Raw genomic sequence first — 24,027 nt, forward strand, 5'->3', positions numbered from 1 at the left:
CATGAAAAAAGCGGGCGAAAGGTACCAACCGCCCCCGAACATCGACATGACGAAGCCGAGTATCGCCCGCGTCTATTCATACCTGCTCGGCGGAAAAGATCATTTCGAGGTCGACCGCGAGATGGCGAACTACGCCGAGAACGCCGTTCCCGGCGTCACCGATCTCGCCCTGGGCAACCGCGCGTTCGTCCAGCGGGCGGTGCGCCACCTCGCCGAGACCACGGGCCTGCGCCAGTTCCTCGACATCGGCTCGGGGCTGCCCAGCGACGGCAACGTGCACGAGATCGCGCACCAGGCCGCGCCCGACTGCCGCGTCGTCTACGTCGACAACGACCCCATGGTGCTCGCCCACGCGCGCGCCCTGCTCGCCGACGACCGCACCACGGTCGTGGTCACCGCCGACCTCAACCAGCCGGCGGACATCCTCACCCAGGCCGAGCGCAGCGGGATCATCGACTTCGGCCGACCGGTCGGGCTCATCCTCGGCGGCATCCTGCACCACCTGCACGACCACGAGGACCCCGGCCGGCTCACCCGCGAGCTGTGCGGCGCGCTCGCCCCCGGCAGCCACGTCGCCATCAGCCACTTCCACCGACCCGATCCGGCGGCACACCCCCGCGACGCCGAGCACGCCCGGCGCCTGCAGAAGGCGTTCCTCGACAAGCTCAGCACCGGACTGTGGCGGTCCACCGAGGAGATCCGCGCCTACTTCGGCGATTGGGAACTCCTCCCGCCCGGCCTGGTCCCCCTGAACGAGTGGCACCCCCTGCCGCGCGGCGACGACCGCCCCGGCGCCTACCTGATGCCCAACCGCAACCGGCGCATCATCGTCGGCGGGGTCGCCCGCAGGCCGTGACCCACCTCGGGCGGGCGCGCGGTCGGGCGCGTCACGCCACGGCCCCGGCCAGGGCCACGATCACCGGGCCCATCAGCGGCAGCAGCACGTTGGAGACCGCGTAGGTGATGGTGTAGGAGATCATCGGCACGCTGTTGCCGGCCGTCGACACCACCTGGCTGATGGCGGGTGTACTGCACTGCTGGCCGGCCACGGCCCCCACCAGCAGCGGCGGCTCGATCCGCAGCAGGTACCGGCCGATCAGCAGCGAGGCGGTCGCCGGCACCAGCGTCGTCAGCACGGCCGCCACCGGCAGCACGATCCCGTACCGCTCCAGCAGGACCAGCGCCTGCGGGCCGGCCGCCAGCCCCGTCGCGGCGATGAACGTCGCCAGACCGAGGTCCTTCATCACCGACGCCGCCACCGGGTGGAACGACCCGAACGTGGGGCGGCGGGCGCGCAGGAACCCGAACACCAGCCCCGACAGCAGCGCGCCGCCACCCGTGCCCAGGGTCAGCTCCGCGCCGCCCACCGGCAGGACCACCTGGCCGATGAGGATGCCGATGACCAGGCCCAGCCCGAGGTAGACGAAGTCGGTGCGCTCGGGCGCGGCCATCCGGTAGCCCAGCGCCCACTGCGCGGCGTCGACGTCGCTGGGCGCGCCGACGACCGTGAGCACGTCGCCGGTCTGCAACCGGGTCCGGGGCAGCGCCGGGATCTCCCGCTCGGTGCGCGTCACCCGCTGCACGAACACCGCCTCGCGCAGGCCGGGACCGAGCAGCCCGGAGATCCGGCCGAGCGGCAGGTGGTTCACCGCGCGGTGGGTGAGGACGATGTCGCGCGACTCCACCACCACGTCGGGTTCGACCGCCTGCTCCGGGCCCACGACGCCGTCGGCGCCCACCAGGGCGGCCCGGCGGCCGACGAGCACCACCAGGTCACCGGAGCGCAGCCGGGTGCCGGCGTCGCCTTGGAGGGTCTGGTCGCCGCGCCGGACCTGTTCGACGGTGGCGCGGTCGGGCAGCGCCGCCTCCACCTCGCCCACGGTCCGCCCGTCGGCCGCCTCGACCCGGTAGGCGCGGCCCACCAGGTCGGGCAGCGCCGACGCCTGGCCGGGGCCGTGCTCGTGGCCGCCGCTGAGGCGCTGCCACAGGCGGGCGGACTCCTCGCGCAGGTCGAACCGCATCAGCAGCGGGGCGAGCTGGCTGGTCAGCAGCACGATCGTGATCAGCCCGCACAGGTAGCTGATGGTGTAGGCGGTGGCGACGTTGGACTGGAGTTCGGTGGTGCGCTCGTCGGACAGCCCGAGGCGGCCGATGGCCTCTGACGCGGTGCCGAGGGCGGCCGACTCGGTGGCGCCGCCCGCCATCAGCCCGGCGGCGGTGCCCTGGTCGAACCGCAGGACGGCGGTGAAGGCGAGGACGACGGCGAGCACGGTGACGATCTCGATGACCGGGAAGCCGAGGTAGCGCAGGCCCTTGCGGTTGAGGTTGGCGAAGAACTGCGGCCCGCTGCTGAACCCCAGGGCGAAGATGAACAGGGCGAACGCCAGGTTCTTCACCCCGTCGTCCAGCCGGGCGCCGGTGAGGTGGCCGATGACCAGGGCGGTGATGAGCGTGCCGCAGATGCCGCCCAACCGGATCGGGCCGAACGGGACGCGGCCGAACGCGTAGCCGATCGCCAGCGACGCGAACAGCGCGATCTCCGGTGTGCCCCGGAACAGCTCACTCAGCCAGGACCACACGCCGGCCTCCCCTCGTGGCGGCCCGCGCCCACGGCGGACGCGGCGGACGCGGCGGCCTCAGCGGGGACGGCGGGGACGCCCCGGCCGGTCGGCCCGGGGCTCGGGGCGCGGCCGGTCACCGGCGGCCGGTCTCGGCCCGGTACCGGGTCAGGTAGTAGTCGCCGATCTCGGTCAGGGCGCGGCCGATGCGCTCGTAGGCGTCGTGGGTCAGGTTGGCCATCGACACCCGGACCGACCACTCCGGGCCGTCGAACCCGCCGCCGTTCAGCAGCACGACGGAGTCGTCGGCCGCCAGCCGGAACACCGGGTCGACGGGTTCGAAGGTGGCGCGCAGCCACGCCGCGAACTCCGGCCCCCACTGGCGCTCGGCCCATTCGAGCAGGTCCAGTTCGACGTAGTAGCCGGCCTGGAGCGGGTTCTCCGGCGGGTCGACCGCCGCGCCGTCGGCGAGGGCGCGCAGCCGGCGGGCGATGATCTCCCGCGTCGGCCCCCGGTACTCGCGGTCGTCCGACAGGCGGTCGAACAGGGCGAAGAGCGCCATCTGCGCCTGCTGCGGCGTGGACAGCCCGGCGGTGTGGTTGAGCGCGACCGCGCGGCTGTCGGCGACCATCCGGTCGATGAACCGCAGGGAGCCCGGGTCGAGGGTGATCGACCCGTAGCGGCGGCGCAGCGCCTCGGTGTCGTCGGCGCCGAGCCGGGCGATGCGCTCGTCGATGACGTTGTCCGGGTGCAGCGCGACCACGCCCAGGCGCCACCCGGTGGCGCCGAAGTACTTGGAGAACGAGTACACGCCGATGGTGTTGCGGGGGGCGGCGGCCAGCAGCGAGGTGAAGCCCTCCACGAAGGTGCCGTAGACGTCGTCGGTGACGATGATCAGATCGCGGTTGCGTTCGGCGGCGATGCGCGCGATGCGGTCGAGCGTGCGCCCGTCGAGCATGACCGACGGCGGGTTGCTCGGGTTGACCAGGCAGAGCAGGCGGATGGCCGGATCGGCGAGCCGGTCGATCTCGGCGTCGTCGTACTGCCAGGTGTGGAACCCGCGCACGGTGGTGCGCGACGCCCGGATGTGCGTGACGTCGAACGCGTAGCGCTCCAGCCCCGGGATCTCCAGGTAGGGGGTGAAGATGGGGGTCATGAGCGCGATGCGGTCGCCCCGGTGCAGCAGCCGGTTGGCCTGGAGCGAGTCGAACACGTAGCACATGGCGGCGGTGCCGCCCTCGGTGGCGAACAGGTCGTAGGGGCGGTCGGGGGCGGCGCCCGCGCACAGCGCGTCGACCAGGTAGTCGTGCACGATGCGCTCCATGTGCGGCAGCATCCGGTCGGGCACCGGGTAGTTGTCGCCGATGACGGCGTCCGCGAACTCGTGCACGAGGGCGTCGGCGTCGCCCTCCGGGACGCCGTCGAGCATCCGGCGCAGCAGGTCGGCGCCGGGTTCGCCGGCGTGGCCGTCGAGGAACACCCGCAGCCGCTCGGCGATGCCGTCGGCGCGCGGCATCCCGGCGACGGCCGGCCACTCGTCCCAGTCCCGCTTGCACTCCAGGACGGCGAACCGGCCGAGCAGGAAGAGCGCGTCGCGCGGCGGCGCCGCCGTCCAGTTGGGGTTGCCGCGCCCGGCGTTCAGCATCGCCAGCGCGTCCTTCTTCTTGTGGTCGCCGGCGAGCCGGATGAGCCGGCCCTTCAGCTCGAACGGGCTCAGCCGCTCCAACCGCCGCTGCTCCGCACGCGAGGTCTCGGCCTGGGTCATGGCGGTTCCTTCCGCAGGTGGCGCGCCGTCCACGCTACAGAGCGAACCGTATCGACCACTCCAAGCCACCACCCCCCACCGGCCAACAACACGCAACGCGCCGCGTCAGCCGAGCAGCTTCTTCTCCCGCGCCCACGACTCGAACCCGCCCTTGGCGAACGGCAGCCGCATCCCCGTGGTGTGCAGATCGTCGACCAGCACCGACGCGTTGGTGACGGTGCAGAGGGCGTCGGTGTGGCGGCGCCCGATCTCGTCCAGGACGGCGCGTGTCGTCACGCACTCGGCATCGCGGACGAGATCACCCAGGACGTCGAGACGGTCGGCCTTGGCCGAGTGCAGCAGCGGGGACGCGTCGAACAGGAGCCGCGCGGGTGGGGAGGTCACTCCTCGACTTCCTCCGTGAGTTCGTCGATGGAGACCTGGCCGCGCATCATCTCGACGGCGCGGGCCGGGGTGATGGAGTCGGCGTGCAGCGCGGCGACCACGGCGGAGGCGTAGCGCGGGGGGACGCGGACCTTCGACAGGTCCGGTTGCGGCTTCCACCCCACGGCGACCCGGAACTCGACGTCGGTGGGCGTGCGCGACCGCAGCCGCCGCGCCTCGTCGGCGGATACCGCGTCGGCGCGCCGGAGCTGGGTGACCGCCAGCCCCCACGAGACCCGGTAGGTCGCCGAGATGCGGACGAGCGACGAGCGGCGCGCCTCGGGGTCGCCGTCGTGGGCGGCCCGGCGCGCTTCGGCGGCGGGCAGCAGGAACTCGGCGGCGAACGCCTCGACGACCTTCTCACGGTCGTCGCGGGACGCGTGGACGCCGAGGTCGCTGGAGAACTCGTCGCCGAGCACCATGTGGCCGAGTTCGTGGGCCGCCGTACTGCGCCGCCGCCCCGGGGGGTGGTCCGATGCGACGACGGAGACCGCAACGTCACCGTCGACCAGGGAGGCGCCGTCCGATGGCAGCGCGACGGCGGCGACCGACTGTCCCGCGTCCTCGCACGCCTTCGCGACCGAGTCGATCGGGCCCCTCCCCAAGCCCAGTTCGTCGCGGAGCCACTGGGCGGCCTGGGCGGCCCCTCTGGCATCGGTCGCCTTGCCCGGGTAGCGGCGCGGGGGCTCCGGGTGGAGGAACCCCTCCGCCACCAGTTGGCGGACGTCCCGCAGCCACGCGGAGAGGACGGCGTCGGTGCGGTAGGCGTCGCGCGCCGCCCGGCTGTCGCCGACGTCCTCGGCGTCGGCGATGGCCGCCCTGCGGGAGACGACCTCCGGGGGCCGCGTCAGGAAGTGGGCTATGGGCAGGTCGAGCGCCCGGGCGAGCCGGGCGAGTTCGACCGCGTCGATACGGCGGTCGCCCTTCTCCAATTTGGAGATCATGCTGCGTTCCAAGCCGACCCGGTCCGCGAGCGCCTGCTGCGAGAACCCGGCGGCCGCCCTGCTCTCCCGCACGCGCTCGCCGATCAGCGTCCAGCTCAGCTCCGTCATGTGTGCGATGATCGCACAACGTCGGGCACGGGAACATGCTTTCCCGGCAAAGAACGCTCCCCTGGCAGCATGTGGCCGCGGTCGCGGAACGGACGCGCGGGCGGTCGGCGGAACCGCCGTACCCGTATCCGCCGGTCCGGGCGCGAGGGCTACGCCGAGCGGCGGAAGTAGGGGTTGGCGGTGGGGAGGAAGAGGAGGATGAGGGCGGCGAGGGCCAGGAGCGCGGGGGCGATGGTGCTGATGGCCGTGAAGGCCGTCATGCCCGCCCACGGGGGGCCGTCCATGGTGATGGTGGCCAGGTCGAGGAGGACCACCAGGGCGGCGATGCCGACGAGGACGAGGCGCGCCCAGTTGCGGCCCCGGCGGATCAGGACGGCGAGGACGACGCCCACGGCCGCGATCACCGCCGTGAAGGCGCCGGAGACGGCGGCCTGGCGGAGCCCCGCCTCGGGCCCGGCGGCCGCGCGCATCTCGTCCAGTCCCGTGGGGGCGATGACGAACATGCCCAGCGCCCAGGTCACCACGTCGACGGCGATCAGCGCGAGCAGCAGCAGGAACGCCGCCTCCACCACTCGGGGACGTCCGGCGCGCGCGGCGGTTGTGGTGGTCATCGGTCCCCTCCCGGGAGCGGTCGCGGCGGGGCGGGCCGCGTCGTTGGCCTGAACGGTGCGCCAGCCTACAGCAGAGCAACCGCTTTCCCGGCCCTCCGGGACGGAGCCGATGCCGTGCTGAGGGCGCGGCCGCCCGGGCGCCGCGCGGCGCCCGGGCGGCCGCGACGCACTCCATGGCCGCCGGGCCGCGTGCGACGGGGTCGGTCGCGGTTGACCGCCCCGGGGATCGGCGACGGTCGGTCGCGGTGGGTCGTGCCGAGGACGACAACGGGGATCGTTCGCGACGGACCGCTCCGGGAAAGGAACGGGGCCCGCTCTCGATGAGAGCGGGCCCCGGAGGCTGCTCCCGCGATTGGACTCGAACCAATAACCTGCCGGTTAACAGCCGGCTGCTCTGCCAATTGAGCTACGCGGGATGGTGCTCGCCGCCCAGGTCCTGTGGCCCCTGGCGACAGGAAATAGACTAGCGCATCCGCGGAGCTGCTCGGGCCAGCATCATCCGGCCCCTCGGGGGTAACGTCCTCGGGGACAGCACCGTCGACGCCGAGAGGGCACCATGCGCTACAAAATCACGTTCGTCGCCGGACTCGCCATCGGCTACGTGCTCGGGGCCAAGGCCGGCACGGCCCGCTACGAGCAGATCGCCCGCACCGCACGCCGCATCGCCGACAGCCCCACCGTGCAGGAGACCGCCGGGGTCGTGGGCGCCCAGGTGAGCAGCGCCGGCAAGGCCGTCTACGGCAAGGTGAGCGAGAAGATCCCCGTCTCCTCCGTCAAGGACTTCCTGTCCCGCCCCACCGAGGAGGAGAAGGCCGAGATGCAGAACGCCGGGCTCAACGGCACCGGTCCCTCCGGCCGCTCCTGACGCCCCCGTGCGCCTGCACCTGCGCCGGTCCGCGCTCCCCGACCCCGTCCGCGCCCGCCTGCGGCTGGTGCCGGGCGAGCGCGTCCTGGCCCACGCCGACGCCGTCGAGGGCACACTGGTCGCCACCACGCGCGCCCTGCACCTGCCCGACGGCCACGCCGCCCCCTGGGAGCGCATCGACCGCGCCCGCTGGTCCGACACCGGGCTGTCGTTCGTCGAGGAGGGCGTGGGGACGCGCGCGTTCGGCGTCGAGCGGCCCGGCCGGCTGGCCGAGACGGTCTACGAGCGGGTCACCGCCACCATCGTCGTCAGCCGCCACGTCCCGCTGACCGGCGACCCGGGCGGCCGCGGTCTGACCGTGGTCGCCCGGCGTCCGCCGGGCGGGTCCGACATCACCTGGCGGGTCCACGTGGACGAGGGCGTCGACCCCGACGATCCCCGCGTGGCCGACCACGCCGCCCGCGCCCTGGCCGCCCTGCGCGAGCAGACCGGGGTCTGAGCCCCGGGCCACCCGGCCCGGCCCACCCGGCCCGGCGCGGGTCCGGTGCTCGGATCCGGGGCCCGGCCCGCCGCCTGCGGGCGGGCTCCGCCGACCCCGGCCCCGCCCGCCCGTGCCCGTCCGGTGGCGCGGCCGTGCCGGGTGGGGCGGCGTCAGTCGCGGGGCAGGGCGCGGGCCAGGGCCTGGGCGAGGTGGAGGGCGGGGCGGCCGGTCTCCTGGGCGACCTGGGTGCGGCAGCTGAACCCGTCGGCGAGCACGAGCGTGTCGGGGTCGGCCGCGCGCACCGCGGGCAGCAGCACCCGCTCCCCCACCGCCCGCGACACCTCGTAGTGCCCCTTCTCGAACCCGAAGTTCCCCGCCAGCCCGCAGCACCCCGAGTCGAGCACGTCGGCGTCGATCCCGGCGCGCTCCATCAGCTCCCGGTCCGGGTCGAACCCGGTCACGGCGTGCTGGTGGCAGTGGACCTGGCCGATGGCGCGCGCCGCCACCTGCGGCGGCGCCCAGTCGGGGGCGTGGGAGCGCAGGAACCCGGCGAAGGTGTGCACCGACGCCGCGACGCGCTCGCTCGCCGCCCCGGGCAGCAGCTCGACCAGGTCGGTGCGGAGCGCGGCGGTGCAGCTCGGCTCCAGGCCGACGACGGGCACCCCCGCGACGACGTGCGGGGCCAGCGCGCGCACCGCGCGGCGCATCACCGCCCGCGCCACCCCGAGCTGCCCGGTGGACACCCAGGTCAGCCCGCAGCAGACCGGCCCCTTCGGCAGCTCGACGCGGAACCCCGCGTCCTCCAGGACCCGCACGGCCGCGACGGCCACCCCGGGTTCCAGCCGGTCGGAGAACGTGTCGGGCCACAGCACCACGCGCCCCCGCTCCCCCGGCGCGGGCCGGTGCCGGCGGAACCAGCGGGTGAAGGAGGTGCGCGGGAACGACGGGATCGACCGCTCCGGCGCGATCCCCGCCACCCGCTTGGCCAGCGCCGCCATCCCCGGCGCGCGCACCGCCCGGTCGACCTCGGCCGGGGCGAGCCCGGCCAGCCGCGCCCACACCGGCAGCCACCCCATGGAGTAGTGCGCCGCCGGGCGGAGCCGCCCCCGGTAGTGGTGGTGCAGGAACTCGGCCTTGTAGGCGGCCATGTCGACGTCGACCGGGCAGTCGCTGCGGCAGCCCTTGCACGACAGGCACAGGTCGAGGCCGTCGCGGACCTCCTCCGACCGCCACCCGTCGGTGATGACCTCCCCGTTGACCATCTCGAACAGCAGCCGCGCCCGCCCCCGCGTGGAGTGCTTCTCCTCCCGGGTGACCATGTAGCTGGGGCACATCACGCCCGGCCCGGAGTGGCGGCGGCACTTGCCGACGCCGGAGCAGCGGCGCAACGCGCGGGCGAAGTCGCCGCCGTCGCCGGGGTAGTCGAGGACGGTCAGCGGGGCGGACAGGGCGGCGGGCACGCGCAGGTCGGCGTCGAGCGGGCGCGGGTCGACGATGACGCCCGGGTTCATCAGGTTCTCCGGGTCCCACACCGCTTTGAACGCGGCGAACGCCGCGCGCAGCCGCGGCCCGTACATGCGCGGGAGCAGCTCCGAGCGGGCCTGGCCGTCGCCGTGCTCGCCGGAGACCGACCCGCCGTGGGCGGCGACGAGGTCGGCGGCCTCCTCCAGGAACGCGCGGTACCCGCGCCGGCCGGAGCCGCCGGTGAGGTCGAAGTCGATGCGGACGTGCAGGCAGCCCTCGCCGAAGTGGCCGTAGACCACGCCGTCGCGGCCGTGCCGGGCCATCAGCGCGTCGAACGCGCGCAGGTAGGAGCCCAACCGCTCGGGCGGGACGGCGGCGTCCTCCCACCCCGACCACGCCTCGGCGCCCGCGGGGGTGCGCGAGGCCAGCCCGGCGCCCTCCTCGCGGATGCGCCACAGGGCGCGGGTGTGCGCGGGGTCGGTGGCGACGACCGCGCCCAGCGGGCGGGCGGCGCCGCGCAGGCCGCGCAGCAGCGCGCGGCCGGCCTCGGCGGCGGCGTCCGGGTCGTCCCCGCCCATCTCGACCATGAGCCAGGCGCGGCCGTCGGGCAGCGCCACCCCCGACCGGGCGCCGGGGCGGTCGAGTCCGGCGACCAGCCGGTGGTTGAGGCCCTCGACGGTGAGGGGGCCGTGGCCGAGGAGTTCGGGGACCGCGTCGGCGGCGGCCGGGGCGTCGGGGTAGCCGAGGACGACGAGGGCGCGGGCGGGCGGCGCGGGCACCAGGCGGACGGTGGCGCCGAGGACGGTGACGCAGGTGCCCTCGGTGCCGACGAGCGCCCGGGCGACGTGGCCGCCCTTCTCCGGCAGCAGCCGGTCCAGGGCGTAGCCGGAGACGCGGCGGGCGAGGTCGGGCATCCCGGTGCGCAGGTCCGCGAGGTGGGCGTCGGTGAGGTCGCGCAGGGCGGCGTACACCCGGCCGTCGCGGGTGGGCAGGGCGGCGCGGCGGTCGAACTCGGCCCGGGGGGTGGCGCCGACGGCCATGCGGGTGCCGTCGGGCAGCAGGACGTCGAGCGACTCGACGTTGTCGGCGGTGGTCCCCCACGCCACCGAGTGCGACCCGCACGCGTTGTTGCCGATCATGCCGCCGAGGGTGCACCGGTTGTGGGTGGAGGGGTCCGGGCCGAACGTGAGGCCGTGCGGGGCGGCGGCCGCGCGCAGGTCGTCCAGGATGACGCCGGGCTGGACGCGGGCGGTGCGCGCGGCCGGGTCGACGTCCTCGATGGCCGTGAGGTGCCGGGACGTGTCGATGACCAGCCCCGGCCCGATGGCGTTGCCCGCGATGCTGGTTCCGGCGCCGCGCGGGGTGACGGGCACGCCGTGGGCGGCGCAGGCGGCGACGGCGGCGGCGACGTCGTCCACGGTGCGGGGGACGACCACCGCGAGGGGCACGTGCCGGTAGTTGGAGGCGTCGGCGGTGTAGAGGGCGCGGGTGCCCGCGTCGAAGGCGACCGTCCCGGCGACGCCGTCCCGCAGTGCGCGGCGGAAGGCGGGGAGGTCGACGTCGGCGGCGGTCCGGAGCGAGGAGTCGGCGGCCATCCCCCCAGCGTGGCCGCCGGAGGCGGCACCTGGCAACCACGCCACCCGCCGGGCGTGGGGGTGCAGGACCCGCCCCCCGGCAAGCGCGGGGGTGTGACGCCCACCACCCGACCCGGTCCTCGGCCGGCAGCGGGGGCCAGGCGCGGGAGTGCGGGACCTGTCACCCCTCAGGCGCGATGGTGCGGCCCGCATCCGGCAGGCACAGGAAAGTGGCGCCCGCCGCGCGACAGGCACGGTGTGGTACGGGGCCCGCCCCCGGCAGACGCGGGAGTGCGGTGTCCGGCGCGCGCGGCGGTACGGGATTAGCCGCCCGGCGGGTGCGGCGGTGCGGGGCCGCCCGCCGCCCGCATCGGTGGTGGAGCGCGATCGGCCGCGAGGCCGGAGCGTACGGCGGCCCGCCCCGGGTGGGCGGTGCCGTGCGAGGGCCCGGCTCCCGGTCCGGCCCGGCGGGCGCGCGCCGGGCCGGGTGTCCCGGCGGGCCGCACCGGGTGGTGGACCGGGCCGCACCGGCCGGTGATCGGGTCGCGGCATCGGGGCGGCCGGGCGGGGCTCTCCGACGCGCCGGGGGAACCTGACAGAAGGTGTCAGGTGCGGCGGGGATACTGCGGGCATGACGGTGAAGGACACGACGGCCGTGAGTTGGGCCGAGTTCGCCGCGGCGGAGCCCGCGTTCGCCGCGGCGGTGCGGGCGCGGTTCACCGCGGCCAAGCACCATGTACTGGCGACGCTGCGGGCGGACGGCGCGCCCCGGGTGAGCGGGACGGAGGTCGACTACCAGCGGGGCCACCTGCTGCTGGGGTCGATGCCGCAGGCCCGCAAGGCGCTCGACCTGCGGCGGGACGGCCGGTACGCGCTGCACGCGAGTACGGCCGACGAGACGCTGGCGGACGGTGACGCCAAGGTGTCGGGGGTGGCGGTGGAGGTGGTCGACCCCGACGAGATCGAGCGGCACCGGACCCCGGGCACGCCTCCGGGCCCGTTCCACCTGTTCCGCCTGCTGCTGACCGACGTGGTGCTCACGGTGGTGGACGGCGACCGGCTGGTCATCCGCCACTGGCGCCCCGGCGCGGGTCTCACGGAGACCTCCCGCACCTGATCCCGGGAGCGAGGCGGGGGCCGCGCACGGGCGCCGCCCCGGGAACCGTCCGGGCACCGGACCGGTGGTCGCCCCGCCCGGCCGACGCCCTCCGCGACCGGGTCGACGGCGCGAACGGCCCCCGGTCCCGCGTCCGCGCCCCGGCGAGGCGCGCGGCGCCCGGCTCGACGGGGTGCCGCCGCCGGTCAGGGGGTGAGGGCGGCGTCCATCGCGGTGACCAGGTCGCCCGACGGGTCCATGTCGAGGTTCCAGAGCATGAGGCCGGCCAGGCCGTTGTCGCGGACGTAGCGCCCCTTGAGGGCGATGGTCTCGGGGGTGTCGTAGCTCCACCACTCACCGCCGTCGTGCAGCCAGTAGGCGCCGTTCACGGGATCGAGGAAGCGGCGCCCCTCGCGGCGCTCCAGGTCGGCGTAGGCCTCGGTGCCGTCGCCGTAGCCGCCCTCGGCGGCGCCCTCGGCCGGGGCGAACCGGCCGAAGCCCTCGGGGCCGACCCCCGTCCAGCCGCGCCCGTACCCCGGGACCCCCACGACGAGCTTCTCCGGCGGCAGCCCCGCCGCCAGGTAGGCGCGCACGGTCGCGTCGACGCTGGCCGCCGCCGCGTCCGGGGCGCCCTCGGGCGCGTGCAGCTGGGCGTGGTGGCCGGTGGTGGTGCTCCACGACCCGGTGAGGTCGTAGCCCTGCACGGCCGCCGCGTCGACGTGGGCCCACAGCCCGGGTTCGAACCCGGCCGCCGCCTCGGCGTCGTTCGGCAGCGACACCGTCAGGGTGTAGGAGCGCCCGGTCTCGGCCGCCAGGGCGTCGAGCCGGTCGCGGAACTCGGCGGCGAGCAGGGTGAGGTTGCGCAGGTCGTCGGGGTGCTCGGCGGTCCCCGGCCGCCCGCCCCCGCCCGGCCACTCCCAATCGAGGTCGATGCCGTCGAACACGCCCTCGGCCGCGCCCGGCCCGCCCTGCGGCTCGCCGTCGCGCACCGGCAGGTCGCCGCGCAGCCACAGGTCGACGCAGGACGCGGCGAACGCGGCCCGCGACTCGGGGGTGCGGGCGGCGCGGGAGAAGTGCGTCGACCAGTTCCACCCGCCGAGGGAGATGCTGGCGTGCAGGTCCGGGTGGCGTTCGCGCAGCGCGCGGAGCTGGTTGAGGCCGCCCGCGAGGGGCTGCTCGTAGGCGTCGGCCCGGCCGTCGACGCTGTCCTCGGCGGCGTAGCGCCGCTGGTACAGCTCCCACGCCTGGACGTCGCCGTCGGCGGGGATGCCGCACCGGCCGTCGGCGGTGACGTCGCCGAACGCCCACATGATCCGGGTGAGGCGGGCGGCGGCCCCGCTGCCGTCGACGTCGGCGAGGGTGTGGCCGCGATTGGCGATGTTCCAGTCGGCGAAATAGGCGAAGCGGTGCGGCGGCGCGGCGGGGGTGTCGGCGGCGGGGTCGGACAGCGCGACGAGGGCGCCGGCGGCGAGGGCGGCGATCGCCGCCGCCGCGCCGGCCCCCAGGGCCGCCCGGCGGACGCGCGCCCACCGCCGCTGTGCTGACATCACCCCGACCGTAGCGGCGGCGCCGCCGCCCGGGGGCGGGAGCGGGCGGACACGGCCACAACAGGCCGGACCGGCGCGGCGGGGAACCCCGGCCCGCGCCGGCGCGTTGGGACGGGCCCGGCGGTGCGGTGCGGCGGGGCCGATCCCGGGGGGCGCGGAGGGGCGCGGCGGACCGCGCGCCCCCCGGAGCCGGGAGCGCCCGGGTGCGGCCGGCCCCCGCTCGGTCGCGGGACGCCGTGCTGCGCCCGGGTCACTCCAGGAAGTCGCGGAGGGTGCGGGCGCGGGAGGGGTGGCGGAGTTTGGCGAGGGTCTTGGACTCGATCTGGCGGATGCGCTCGCGGGTCACCCCGAACTCGCGGCCGACCTCTTCGAGGGTGCGCGGGTGGCCGTCGGCCAGGCCGAAGCGGAGCCGGATGATGCGCCGCTCGCGGGCCGACAGGTCGCCCAGCAGCGCCACGAGGCGGTCCTGGAGCAGCACGAACGCCGCGGCCTCGACCGGGGCGATCGCGTCGGAGTCCTCGATGAAGTCGCCGAAGTCGGAGTCCTCCTCGCCGATGGGGGCCTGGAGCGACACGGGCTCCTGGGCGAGGCGCTGGATCTCGCGCACCCGGTCGTGGCCGAACCCCATCTCGCGCGAGAGCTCGGCCGGGGTGGGTTCGCGGCCGAGCTCCTGGTGCATCCGCCGCTGCACCCGCATGAGCTTGTTGATGGTCTCGACCATGTGCACCGGGATGCGGATGGTGCGGGCCTGGTCGGCGATGGCGCGGGTGATGGCTTGGCGGATCCACCAGGTGGCGTAGGTGGAGAACTTGAAGCCCTTGGTGTAGTCGAACTTCTCGACCGCGCGGATCAGCCCGAGGTTGCCCTCCTGCACCAGGTCGAGCAGGAGCATGCCGCGGCCGATGTAGCGCTTGGCGATGGACACCACGAGCCGCAGGTTGGACTCGATGAGCCGGCGCTTGGCGCGTTCGCCCTCGGCGACGAGGGCGCGCAGGTCGTCGGGTGCGGCCGCGCCGGGGCCGTCCGCCGGGGGGCCGGCGCGGAGCTTCTGCGCGGCGTACAGCCCGACCTCGATGGATTTGGCGAGTTCCACTTCGTCTTCTGCCGAGAGCAGCGGCACGCGGCCGATCTCGCGCAGGTAGATGCGTACCAGGTCGCCGGTCGGCGCCCTGTGCCCGGGGTCGTCCAGGGCGGGCGCCGGCTCGTCGGCTGACGGGTCGACGACGTCGACGCCCTGCTGCGCCAGGCCGCGGACGACCTGGTCCAGCGATTCGGGAGGGGCGTCGAGGCGGTCCAGGGCGGAGGCGACCTCGGTGAGGGTCACCGGTCCGCCGGACGTGTCGGCCGCGACCAGGTGCGCCACCTGCCGGATGGGAGGTGTGTCGCCGGGCAGCACCGTGAGAGCCACCCCTCCAGTGTGCCCGCTCACCCCCCGGAAGGGAGGGGCCTACTTTTGTCACCTCGGTGCTACGTGGCCCCCGCCGCGCGCTCGCGCATCAGGCGTCGCTGCTGCTCAAGGGCCATGAGGTCGGCGAAGACGCGCTGGTACTCGTCGGCGTCGGCGGCGGGGTCGAGCCGCCCGAGCCGGGATTTGAGGTTTGCGACCTGCCGATTGATGGAATGCACGCGGATCGTGCCGAGGATCTCGCGGGCCTGGAACTCGTCCAGCTCGCCGTAGACCTCGATGGGCTCGACCGCGAGGCGGGTGACGAACGCCCGCTGGGCGTCGTTGGGGGCGGCCGCGCGCAGGGCCGCCGCCCACGACGCGGAGTCGCCGGCCGCGCCCACCCCGCCGAGTTCGCGGACCAGGCCGTGCACGGCCCGGTGCTGGGGCACGGTGAACGACTCCTCGGTGAGGTCGTCGAAGTCGGCCGCCAGCCCGGGGTGCTGCACCGCGATCTTGAGCGCCTGGCGTTCGCGCTGGAGCGAGGGGTCGCGCAGGTCGTAGGGCGCGGAGTCGGCGGCGCCGGGCGGGGCCGGGGGCGCGGGGCGGCGCGGCGCGGTGCCGCCGCGCCGGGCGGCGCCGAGGTGCTGGGCGACCCGGCGCTGCACGAAGCCTTCGTCCATGATGCCGAGCCAGCGGTCGAGGTTGACCGCGTAGAGCTTGCGCACCCCCTCGTTGCGGATGCTGGCGACGATCTCGGCGGCGGCGTCGAGCCCGGCCATGCGCCCCTCGGGGGTGTCGAGGTCGTACTGCTCGATGACGTTGCGGATCATGAACTCGTACAGCGGTTTGCGGGCGTCGACGAGGTCGACCACCGCGGAGTCGCCGTGGCGCAGCCGGAGGTCGCAGGGGTCGAGGCCGTCGGGCTGGACGGCGACGAAGGTCTCGGAGGCGAAGCCGTGCTCCTCGGCGAACGCGCGGACGGCGGCCTTCTGCCCGGCGGCGTCGCCGTCGAAGGTGAACACGACCTCGCCGCCCTGGTTGGAGCGGCCCAGCAGCATCCGGCGCAGCACCCGCAGGTGCTCCTCGCCGAAGGAGGTGCCGCAGGTGGCCACGGCGGTGGTGACGCCCGCGAGGTGGCAGGCCATGACGTCGGTGTAGCCCTCGACGATGACCGCGCGGCGGGTGCGGGAGATGTCGCGCTTGGCGAGGTCGAGCCCGTAGAGCAGGTTGCCCTTCTTGAAGATGGGGGTCTCGGGGGTGTTGAGGTACTTGGGGCCGTCGTCGTCGGGGTCGAGCCTGCGGGCGCCGAACCCCACGACCTCGCCGGTGACCTCGCGGACCGGCCAGACCAGGCGGCCGCGGAACTTGTCGTAGGCGCCGCGCCGCCCCTGCCCGGCCAGGCCGGCGGTGATGATCTCCTGGTCGGTGAAGCCCTTGGCGCGCAGGTGGGAGGTGAGGGCCTCCCAGCCGGGCGGGGCGAAGCCGACCCCGAACCGCTCGGCGTCGGCGCGGGTGAAGCCGCGTTCGCCGAGGAACCGGCGGCCCTCCTGGGCGGCGGGGGTGAGCAGCTGCTCGGCGTAGAACTCCTGGGCGGCGCGGTGGGCGTCGACCAGGCGCTGGCGGCGGCCGGGGTCGCCGCGGCCGGAGGTGCCGCCCTGCTCGTAGCGGAGCCGGACGCCGGCCTGCTGGGCCAGGGACTCGACGGCCTCGACGAACCCGAGCCCCTCGATGCGCTGGAGGAAGCCGATGACGTCGCCGCCCTCGCCGCAGCCGAAGCAGTACCAGAGGTTGCGGGCCGGGGTGACGTTGAACGACGGGGACTTCTCGTCGTGGAAGGGGCACAGGCCCTTGAGGGAGCCGCCGCCGGCGCTGCGCAGCTGGAGGTACTCGCCGATGACGTCGGCGATGGGGGCGCGCTCGCGGACGAGCGCGACGTCTTCATCTCGGATGCGGCCGGCCACGGGCCCAGCGTAGTTCGCCCGCGGCGTCCCCGCGACGGCCGGCCGCCCCCTGGGGACGGCGGTGGATCGCGGGCGCCCCGCGTGCGACAGTCGGGAGTGATGCACGTCACCCCCAGGTGCATCATCCTTCGCAGGAGGAGGAGCCCATGCGTCGAACGCCGATCTCCCTTTCCGCCGCCGCCCTGGCCGCCGCGCTGACCGCCGCCGGCTGCGGGGCGTCCGAGGACGACCCCGACACCATCACCGTGGTCTACCAGGACTACGGCACCTTCCACGCCGCCGACACCCTGTTCCGCAAGGTGAAGGAGGAGTTCGAGGCCGCCCACCCCGAGGCCACCGTGGAGCTGCGGCCGATCGAGGCCCCCGCCGAGGACTACCAGACCCAGGTCAACCTCATGAACGGCTCCCCCGCCGAGGCGCCGGACGTGATCTACGAGGACACGTTCACCATCAACCAGGACGTCGAGGCGGGCTACCTCGCGCCCATCGACGACTACTGGGCGGCGTGGCCCGACGCCGAGCAGTACCACGCGCGCGCCGACGCCGCGGTGACCGCGCTCGACGGGCACCGCTACGGCGTGATGCTCGGCACCGACACCCGCGGCCTCTGGTACAACGCCGACCTGCTGGAGCGCGCGGGTGTGGCGGTCCCGTGGGAGCCCGCGACCTGGGACGAGGTGCTGGAGGCGGCGCGCGCCGTCAAGGAGGAGTTCGGCGCCGAGGTCACCCCGCTCAACGTGTACGCCGGCACCCCCGCCGGGGAGATGGCGTCGATGCAGGGCTTCCAGATGCTGCTCAGCGGCACCGGCGACACCCTCTACGACGAGGACGCCCGCGAGTGGCGCACCGGCACGCCCGGGTTCCTCGCGTCGCTGGAGTTCGTGCGCGCCGTGTACGCCGAAGGGCTGGCGCTCGACCCCCGGGACGCGCTGAACCCGGCGGTCGGCACGCTCAACAACGAGGAGCGCATCCCGGCCGGCGAGCTGGCGATCAGCCTGGAGGGGTCGTGGGCGACCCAGTCCTGGATCGAGAGCGCCAACCAGCCGTGGCCGGAGTGGGCGGACACCATGCGGTTCGCCCCCATGCCGACGCGGGAGGGCCAGGACCCCGGCGCCACCAGCATGTCGGGCGGGTGGAGCCTGGCGCTGGGCTCCGCGAGCACCAACCCCGACCTCGCGTGGGAGGTCATGGCGCACGCCCTGAACCGGGAGAACGCCACCCTGTTCGCGGTCGAAGGGGCGCAGATCCCGCTGCGCGACGACGTCGCCTCGTCCGAGGAGTTCCAGGCGGCGGACCCCACCCCCGACGCGGCCGCCGACCTGGTCGACGTCACCCACTTCCGCCCGGCCTACGGCGACTACCCGCGGGTCTCCCTGGCGATCCAGCAGGCGATGGAGGCCGTGATGCTGGGCGACGCCACCCCGGAGGAGGCGGCCGCCGCCTACGCCGACGAGGTGGCGGGCGTGGTCGGCCCCGACAACGTGCGGGAGGGCTGAGGTGGCCGCCGTGACGGCGGGCGGCCCGCGCGCCGCCGCCCTGCGCCTGCTCCCGCTGGCGCCGGCGGTCCTGCTGCTCCTGGCGTTCTTCGCCGGGCCGATCGTCTGGACGGTGTGGGCGTCGTTCACCAACGCGGCGCTCACCGGCGCCGCGGCCGCCGACACCCGCTTCGTGGGCTTCGCCAACTTCGCGCGGCTGCTCGCCGACCCCGCGTTCCTCGACGCGACGGTGCTCACCGCGGTGTTCCTGCTCGCCTCCGGCGTGGTCGGCCAGACCGCGCTCGGGCTGGTGCTGGCGCTGCTGGCGCGCCACCGCTCGGCGCCGGTGCGGGGCGCGGTCACCGTCGTGGTGGTCGGCGCGTGGGTGGTGCCGGAGGTGGTGGCCGGGTTCGTGTGGGTGGCGTTCCTGGAGCGCGAGGGCACGCTCAACGCCCTGCTGGGCGCGGTGGGCGCCGCCCCGCAGAACTGGCTCTACACGGCGCCGATGCTGGCGGTCGTGCTGGCCAACGTGTGGAAGGGGACGGCGTTCTCGATGATGACCTACGCCGCCGGCCTGGCCGAGGTGCCCACCGACCTGGAGGAGGCGGCGCGGGTCGACGGCGCGGGCCGGCTCCAGGTGCTGTGGCACGTGGTCCTGCCGCTGCTGCGCCGCACGCTGGCGACCACGCTGCTGCTGGTGACGCTGCAGACGGTGCAGGTGTTCACGCTGATCTACGTGATGACGGCGGGCGGCCCGGGCGGGCGCACCACAACGCTGCCGCTGCTGATGTACCAGGAGGCGCTGCGGTTCGGCGACCTCGGCTACGGCACCGCCGTGGCGCTGGCGCTGCTGGTGGTGGCCGGCCTGTTCTCCGCGGTCTACATCCGCGCCCTGCGTCCCGAGGAGGTCCGATGACGCGCTCGGTGTCCTCGCCGTCGCGGGCGGCGGCGTCGGCCGCGGCGCACCTCGCGCTGGCCGTCCTGGCGGCGGCGTTCCTGGTGCCGCTGCTGTGGCTGGTGTTCGCGGCGGTCGACCCGCGGGCGTCGCTGCGGGCCCGCCCGCCGTCCGGGCTGACCCTGGACCACTTCCGGGCGGTGCTCACGCCGGAGACCGTGTTCGTGCCGGTGGGCAACAGCCTGCTGCTGTGCGGCGGCGCCGCCCTGGTCACGGTGGCCGCGTCGGTGCTCGCCGCCTACCCGCTGTCGCGCTACACGCTGCGGTTCCGCCGGCCGTTCCTGTACACGGTGCTGTTCGCGACCGGGCTCCCGCTGACCGCCATCATGGTGCCGGTCTACAGCATGTTCGTGCAGGCCGGGCTGCTGGACTCCCGGTTCGCCACGATGCTGTTCCTGGCCGCGTCGAGCCTGCCGTTCGGCATCTGGCTGACGAAGAACTTCCTCGACGGGGTGCCGGTGGAGCTGGAGGAGGCGGCCTGGGTCGACGGCGCGTCGGCCTGGCAGTCGCTGCGGTTCCTGGTGGTGCCGCTGCTGGCGCCGGGGATGGCGGTGGTGGGCGTGTTCACCCTGGTGGCGACCTGGGGGAACTTCTTCGTCCCGTTCATCCTGCTGAAGAGCCCGGACCGGCTTCCCGCCGCGGTCCGCGTCTACACCTTCTTCGACCAGTACGGGACGGTCCGCTACGGCGAGCTGGCGGCGTTCTCGCTGGTCTACACGCTGCCCGTGGTGGTGCTGTACCTCGCGGTGTCGCGGGCCCTGGGCGGGCGGTTCGCGCTGGGCGGGGCGATGAAGGGGTGAGGCGGCGCCGGGGGTCGCCCGTGCGGGCGGCCCCCGGCGGTCGCGCCGGCCGGTCAGCCGCCGGGGCGGCCCGCCCCGGCGCCCGACGCGGCCCGGTCGCCCGCGTCGCCGGGTGGGGCGGGCGCGGGATCGGGGGCGGGGGTGGACGCCGCGTGCGCGCGGCCCGAGCCGACGCGCTTCTTGTTGTAGATGTCGAAGGCGACGGCGGCGAGCAGCACCAGGCCCTTGATGAGCTGCTGCCAGTCGACGCCGAGGCCGATGAGCGACATGCCGTTGTTCATCACGCCCATGACCAGGGCGCCGACGACGGCGCCGATGACGGTGCCCACGCCGCCCGAGGCCGACGCGCCGCCGATGAACGCGGCGGCGATCGCGTCGAGCTCGAACATGGTGCCGGCGCGCGGGGTGGCGGCGTTGAGCCGGGCGGTGAAGACCAGGCCGGCCAGCGCCGACAGGACGCCCATGTTGACGAACACCCAGAAGGTGGTGCGCTTCGTCTTCACCCCGGACAGCATGGCGGCCTTCTCGCTGCCGCCCACCGCGTAGATGTGCCGCCCGGTGGTGGTGGAGTTCATGACGAACGAGTAGCCCACGATCAGCACGATCAGCAGCAGCCCGACGACGGGGATGCCGTTGTAGACCGCCAGCGCGTAGGCGAACACCAGGACGACCAGCGCGGTCGCCGCCGAGGCGGCGGCGGTGGTGGCGGGCGAGGCGACCGGCAGCTCGTAGCGGAGGTTGCGCGCCCGGGTGCGCCACCGCAGCCAGACGAGGACCGCCGCGGCGGCCACCGCCAGGACCATGGTGGGCACGTGCACCCCGGTGTCGCCGATGTCGGGCACGAACCCGCTGGCGAGGGCGCGCAGCGACTCCGGCAGCGGGCCGATGGACTCGCCGCCGAGGACGACCATGGTGGCGCCGCGGAACACCAGCATCCCGGCGAGGGTGACGATGAACGCGGGGATGCGCACGTAGGCGATCCAGAACCCCTGCCAGGCGCCGATGAGGGCGCCCAGCACCAGGGCGAGCGGCACCACGACCGGCATGGGCAGCCCCCACCCGGTCAGCATGATCGCCGACACCGCGCCGACGAACGCCACCACCGACCCCACCGACAGGTCGATGTGGCCGGTGACGATCACCAGCATCACCCCGATCGCCAGGATCAGGACGTAGGAGTTCTGCATGATCAGGTTGGTGATGTTCAGCGGGCGCAGCAGCAGCCCGCCGGTGAGGATCTGGAACAGGATCACGATGATCGCCAGGGCGATCACCATGCCGTACTGGCGTGCGTTGTTGCGCAGCACGTCGCGGATGGCATTCATCGGTCGGTCACGCCCTCGTCCGGGTCATCAGCTTCATCAGGGGCTCCTGTCCGGCCTGCGCGCGGGGCAGTTCGCCGGTGATGCGGCCCTCGCACATGGCGTAGATGCGGTCGCACATGCCGAGCAGTTCGGGCAGCTCCGAGGAGATGAGCAGGACGCTCGCCCCCTGGGCCGCCAGCCGCTGCACGATCAGGTAGATCTCGTACTTGGCGCCGACGTCGATCCCGCGCGTCGGCTCGTCCAGGATCAGCAGGTCCGGTTCGGTGAACATCCACTTGCCGAGGACGACCTTCTGCTGGTTGCCGCCGCTGAGGTCGCCGGTGGCCTGGAAGACGTCGCGGCTCTTGACCCGCATCCGCCCGCGCATCTCCTCGGCGGCGACCGCCTCGCGCGCGGAGTCGATGACCCCCCGGCCGCTGACCCGGCGCAGCCCGGCCAGCGTGAGGTTGCGCCGGATGTCGTCGTCCAGGATGAGCCCCAGCTCCTTGCGGTCCTCGGGCACGTAGGCGATGCCGCCGGCGATGGCGTCGCCGACGTCGCGCACCCGCAGGTCGGCGCCGTCCTTGCGGACCGTCCCGGAGACGTAGCGCCCGTAGGAGCGGCCGAACAGGCTCATCGCGAACTCGGTGCGGCCGGCGCCCATGAGCCCGGCCAGGCCGACGATCTCGCCGCGGCGCACGGTCAGTCCGACCCCGTCGACCACGCGCCGGCCCACCTGGGTGGGGTGGTCGACCGTCCAGTCGCGGACCTCGAACCGCACCTCCCCGATGTCGGGGACCCGCTCGGGGTAGCGGTGGTCGAGGTCGCGGCCGACCATCCCGCGGATGATGCGGTCCTCGTCGACGCCGCCGTCGGCCATGGCCAGGGTCTCCACGCACCGCCCGTCGCGCAGCACGGTGATGGTGTCGGCGACCCGGGTCACCTCGCCGAGCTTGTGCGAGATCAGGATGGCGGTGATGCCCTGCCCCCGCAGCTCGCGCAGCAGCTCCAGCAGGTTGTCGCTCTCGGCCTCGTTGAGGGCGGAGGTGGGCTCGTCCAGGATGAGCAGCCGCACCTCCTTGGAGAGCGCCTTGGCGATCTCGACCAGCTGCTGCCGGCCGACGCTGAGCGAGGCCACCGGCAGGGTGGGGTCCTCGTCCAGGCCGACCCGGCGCAGCAGCGCCCGCGCCTCGCCCGCGGTGCGGCCCCAGTCGACCACGCCGCGCCCGCGCGTCCGCTCGTTGCCGAGGAAGATGTTCTCGGCGATGGACAGCTGCGGGATGAGCGCCAGCTCCTGGTGGATGATGGCGATGCCGGCGCGCTCGCTGTCGCGCACCCCGGAGAACCGGGCGGGTTCACCGTCGACCAGGATCTCCCCGCTGTAGGAGCCGTGCGGGTAGACCCCGCTGAGCACCTTCATCAGGGTGGACTTGCCGGCGCCGTTCTCGCCCATGAGGGCGTGGATCTCGCCGCGCGCCACCCGCAGGTCCACCCCGTCGAGCGCGCGCACGCCGGGGAACTCCTTGCCGATGCCGCGCATCCGCAGGATCACGTCGTCCACGGCGCCCGCCCTCTCCGCGGCCCGGCGGCCGCCGTCCGGTGTCGATGGGCGCTCATGCGAGGTCCGACTCCTCGTAGTAGCCGCTCTCGATCAGTTCGGCCTCGTAGTTGTCGGCGTCGACGGAGACCGGCTCCAGCAGGAAGGACGGGACGACCTTGGTGCCGTTGTCGTAGCTCTCGGTGTCGTTGACCTCGGGCTCCTCGCCCTGGACCACGGCGTCGGTCATGGACACCGCGACCTCGGCCAGCTCGCGGGTGTCCTTGAAGACGGTCTGGGTCTGCTCGCCCGCGATGATCGACTTGACCGAGGCGACCTCGGCGTCCTGGCCGGTGATGACCGGCAGCGGCTTGTCCTCGGTGCCGTAGCCGACGCCCTTGAGCGAGGAGATCACCCCGATGCTGATGCCGTCGTAGGGCGACAGCACGGCGTCGAGGTCCTCGTCGGAGTAGTTGGCGCTGAGCAGGTTGTCCATGCGGGCCTGGGCGGTGGCGCCGTCCCAGCGCAGGGTGGCGATCTGCTCCATGTCGGTCTGGCCGCTGCGCACCTCCAGGACGCCCTCGTCGATGTAGGGCTGCAGGACCGACATGGCGCCGTCGTAGAAGAAGTAGGCGTTGTTGTCGTCGGGCGAGCCGCCGAACAGCTCGATGGTGAACGGGCCCTCCTCGTTCGCCAGGTCGAGGGCCTCCTCGATGTAGGTGCCCTGGAGCACGCCCACCTGGTAGTTGTCGAAGGTGGCGTAGTAGTCGACGTTCTCGGTGCCGAGGATGAGCCGGTCGTAGGAGATGACCGGGATGTCGCTGTCGGCGGCCATCTGCAGGACGTCGCTCAGCGCCTCGCCGTCGATGGCGGCGATGACCAGGGCGTCGACGCCCTTGGTGATCATGTTCTCGATCTGCGAGACCTGGTTCTCGACCACGTCCTCGGCGTACTGGAGGTCGGTGCCGTAGCCGGCCTCCTCGAACTGCTCGACCATGCCCTGGCCGTCGGCCACCCACCGCTCGGAGGACTGGGTGGGCATCGCGATGCCGATGAGGCCGTTCTCGCCGTCCTCGCGGGCGGCGTCGCCGACGCCGCCGCACGACGACAGCAGCAGGGAGGTCCCCAGCAGGGACGCGGCAAGGAGTCTTCCGTTCATGTCTGCACCTCGT

19 protein-coding genes and 1 tRNA gene are annotated in these 24,027 nt (G+C 74.4%); 7 read left to right on the forward strand and 13 right to left on the reverse strand.

Features of this window, described 5'->3' with window-relative positions; genetic code table 11:
- The first annotated feature begins 1 nt into the window (after position 1).
- Positions 2–856: an SAM-dependent methyltransferase gene (locus tag NT8_RS05750; protein WP_369406287.1), complete on the forward strand. Its 855-nt coding sequence runs from the start codon at positions 2–4 to the stop codon at positions 854–856.
- A 31-nt stretch (positions 857–887) separates the two neighbouring features.
- Here the strand turns inward: NT8_RS05750 and aspT are convergent, their stop codons facing one another.
- From aspT to NT8_RS05780, 6 genes are all read right to left on the reverse strand, one after another.
- Positions 888–2,579 carry an aspartate-alanine antiporter gene (gene aspT, locus NT8_RS05755; RefSeq protein WP_067965028.1) on the reverse strand — a complete coding sequence of 564 codons (1,692 nt, stop codon included), beginning with the start codon at positions 2,577–2,579 and terminating at the stop codon, positions 888–890.
- 115 nt (positions 2,580–2,694) lie between these two features.
- Positions 2,695–4,323 carry a bifunctional aspartate transaminase/aspartate 4-decarboxylase gene (locus NT8_RS05760; RefSeq protein ID WP_067965030.1) on the reverse strand — a complete coding sequence of 543 codons (1,629 nt, stop codon included), beginning with the start codon at positions 4,321–4,323 and terminating at the stop codon, positions 2,695–2,697.
- Between the two features lie 105 nt (positions 4,324–4,428).
- Positions 4,429–4,707: a hypothetical protein gene (locus NT8_RS05765; RefSeq protein WP_067965032.1), complete on the reverse strand. Its 279-nt coding sequence runs from the start codon at positions 4,705–4,707 to the stop codon at positions 4,429–4,431.
- A complete protein-coding gene (locus tag NT8_RS05770; RefSeq protein WP_245646043.1) occupies positions 4,704–5,798 on the reverse strand; it encodes a helix-turn-helix domain-containing protein in 1,095 nt (364 codons plus the stop codon). The genes NT8_RS05765 and NT8_RS05770 overlap by 4 nt, the downstream gene beginning before the upstream one ends.
- Positions 5,799–5,947: 149 nt before the next feature.
- The gene (locus NT8_RS05775; RefSeq protein WP_067965034.1) at positions 5,948–6,409 is read right to left on the reverse strand and encodes a hypothetical protein; all 462 of its coding nucleotides are present in this window, start codon (positions 6,407–6,409) and stop codon (positions 5,948–5,950) included.
- 343 nt (positions 6,410–6,752) lie between these two features.
- Positions 6,753–6,825, reverse strand: a tRNA-Asn gene (locus NT8_RS05780).
- A 140-nt stretch (positions 6,826–6,965) separates the two neighbouring features.
- On the opposite strand from NT8_RS05780, the gene NT8_RS05785 reads away from it, so the two are divergent.
- Entirely contained in the window at positions 6,966–7,274 is a 309-nt protein-coding gene (locus NT8_RS05785) for a hypothetical protein (protein ID WP_067965036.1), read from the forward strand.
- A 13-nt stretch (positions 7,275–7,287) separates the two neighbouring features.
- Complete coding sequence (locus tag NT8_RS05790; protein ID WP_067965079.1) at positions 7,288–7,773, forward strand: hypothetical protein; 486 nt, start codon at positions 7,288–7,290, stop codon at positions 7,771–7,773.
- Between the two features lie 152 nt (positions 7,774–7,925).
- On the opposite strand, the gene NT8_RS05795 is transcribed toward NT8_RS05790, so the two are convergent.
- Entirely contained in the window at positions 7,926–10,814 is a 2,889-nt protein-coding gene (locus tag NT8_RS05795) for an FAD-binding and (Fe-S)-binding domain-containing protein (protein ID WP_067965038.1), read from the reverse strand.
- 610 nt (positions 10,815–11,424) lie between these two features.
- On the opposite strand from NT8_RS05795, the gene NT8_RS05800 reads away from it, so the two are divergent.
- Positions 11,425–11,910, forward strand: coding sequence for a pyridoxamine 5'-phosphate oxidase family protein (locus NT8_RS05800; RefSeq protein WP_067965040.1), 486 nt, complete (start codon positions 11,425–11,427; stop codon positions 11,908–11,910).
- A 185-nt stretch (positions 11,911–12,095) separates the two neighbouring features.
- On the opposite strand, the gene NT8_RS05805 is transcribed toward NT8_RS05800, so the two are convergent.
- The 3 genes from NT8_RS05805 to dnaG all read right to left on the reverse strand — a co-directional run bounded on the left by NT8_RS05805 (position 12,096) and on the right by dnaG (position 16,784).
- Positions 12,096–13,436 (reverse strand): glycoside hydrolase family 18 protein, encoded by a 1,341-nt coding sequence (locus NT8_RS05805; protein WP_067965041.1) that lies wholly within the window; start codon positions 13,434–13,436, stop codon positions 12,096–12,098.
- A 250-nt stretch (positions 13,437–13,686) separates the two neighbouring features.
- The gene (gene rpoD, locus NT8_RS05810; RefSeq protein WP_067965043.1) at positions 13,687–14,832 is read right to left on the reverse strand and encodes an RNA polymerase sigma factor RpoD; all 1,146 of its coding nucleotides are present in this window, start codon (positions 14,830–14,832) and stop codon (positions 13,687–13,689) included.
- Positions 14,833–14,903: 71 nt separating this feature from the next.
- Positions 14,904–16,784: a DNA primase gene (gene dnaG, locus NT8_RS05815; RefSeq protein WP_067965046.1), complete on the reverse strand. Its 1,881-nt coding sequence runs from the start codon at positions 16,782–16,784 to the stop codon at positions 14,904–14,906.
- A 146-nt stretch (positions 16,785–16,930) separates the two neighbouring features.
- On the opposite strand from dnaG, the gene NT8_RS05820 reads away from it, so the two are divergent.
- The 3 genes from NT8_RS05820 to NT8_RS05830 are packed head-to-tail and all read left to right on the forward strand — an operon-like array spanning position 16,931 to position 20,014.
- Positions 16,931–18,280 (forward strand): extracellular solute-binding protein, encoded by a 1,350-nt coding sequence (locus NT8_RS05820; RefSeq protein WP_067965048.1) that lies wholly within the window; start codon positions 16,931–16,933, stop codon positions 18,278–18,280.
- A 1-nt stretch (position 18,281) separates the two neighbouring features.
- Positions 18,282–19,175, forward strand: a complete 894-nt coding sequence (locus NT8_RS05825) for a carbohydrate ABC transporter permease (protein ID WP_245646044.1) — start codon at positions 18,282–18,284, stop codon at positions 19,173–19,175.
- Entirely contained in the window at positions 19,172–20,014 is an 843-nt protein-coding gene (locus NT8_RS05830; RefSeq protein ID WP_067965050.1) for a carbohydrate ABC transporter permease, read from the forward strand. Before NT8_RS05825 ends, NT8_RS05830 begins: the two co-directional genes overlap by 4 nt.
- Before the next feature lie 53 nt (positions 20,015–20,067).
- On the opposite strand, the gene mmsB is transcribed toward NT8_RS05830, so the two are convergent.
- The 3 genes from mmsB to chvE form a co-directional block, all read right to left on the reverse strand.
- Positions 20,068–21,339, reverse strand: coding sequence for a multiple monosaccharide ABC transporter permease (gene mmsB / locus NT8_RS05835; protein WP_084468666.1), 1,272 nt, complete (start codon positions 21,337–21,339; stop codon positions 20,068–20,070).
- 7 nt (positions 21,340–21,346) lie between these two features.
- Positions 21,347–22,858 (reverse strand): multiple monosaccharide ABC transporter ATP-binding protein, encoded by a 1,512-nt coding sequence (mmsA, locus tag NT8_RS05840; protein ID WP_067965082.1) that lies wholly within the window; start codon positions 22,856–22,858, stop codon positions 21,347–21,349.
- A 73-nt stretch (positions 22,859–22,931) separates the two neighbouring features.
- On the reverse strand, positions 22,932–24,014 hold the full coding sequence (gene chvE / locus NT8_RS05845; RefSeq protein ID WP_067965052.1) for a multiple monosaccharide ABC transporter substrate-binding protein: 1,083 nt from the start codon (positions 24,012–24,014) through the stop codon (positions 22,932–22,934).
- Between the last annotated feature and the right edge of the window lie 13 nt (positions 24,015–24,027).

This window comes from Nocardiopsis trehalosi NBRC 14201, assembly GCF_001552555.1.
Taxonomy (GTDB): Bacteria; Actinomycetota; Actinomycetes; order Streptosporangiales; family Streptosporangiaceae; genus Nocardiopsis_B; species Nocardiopsis_B trehalosi.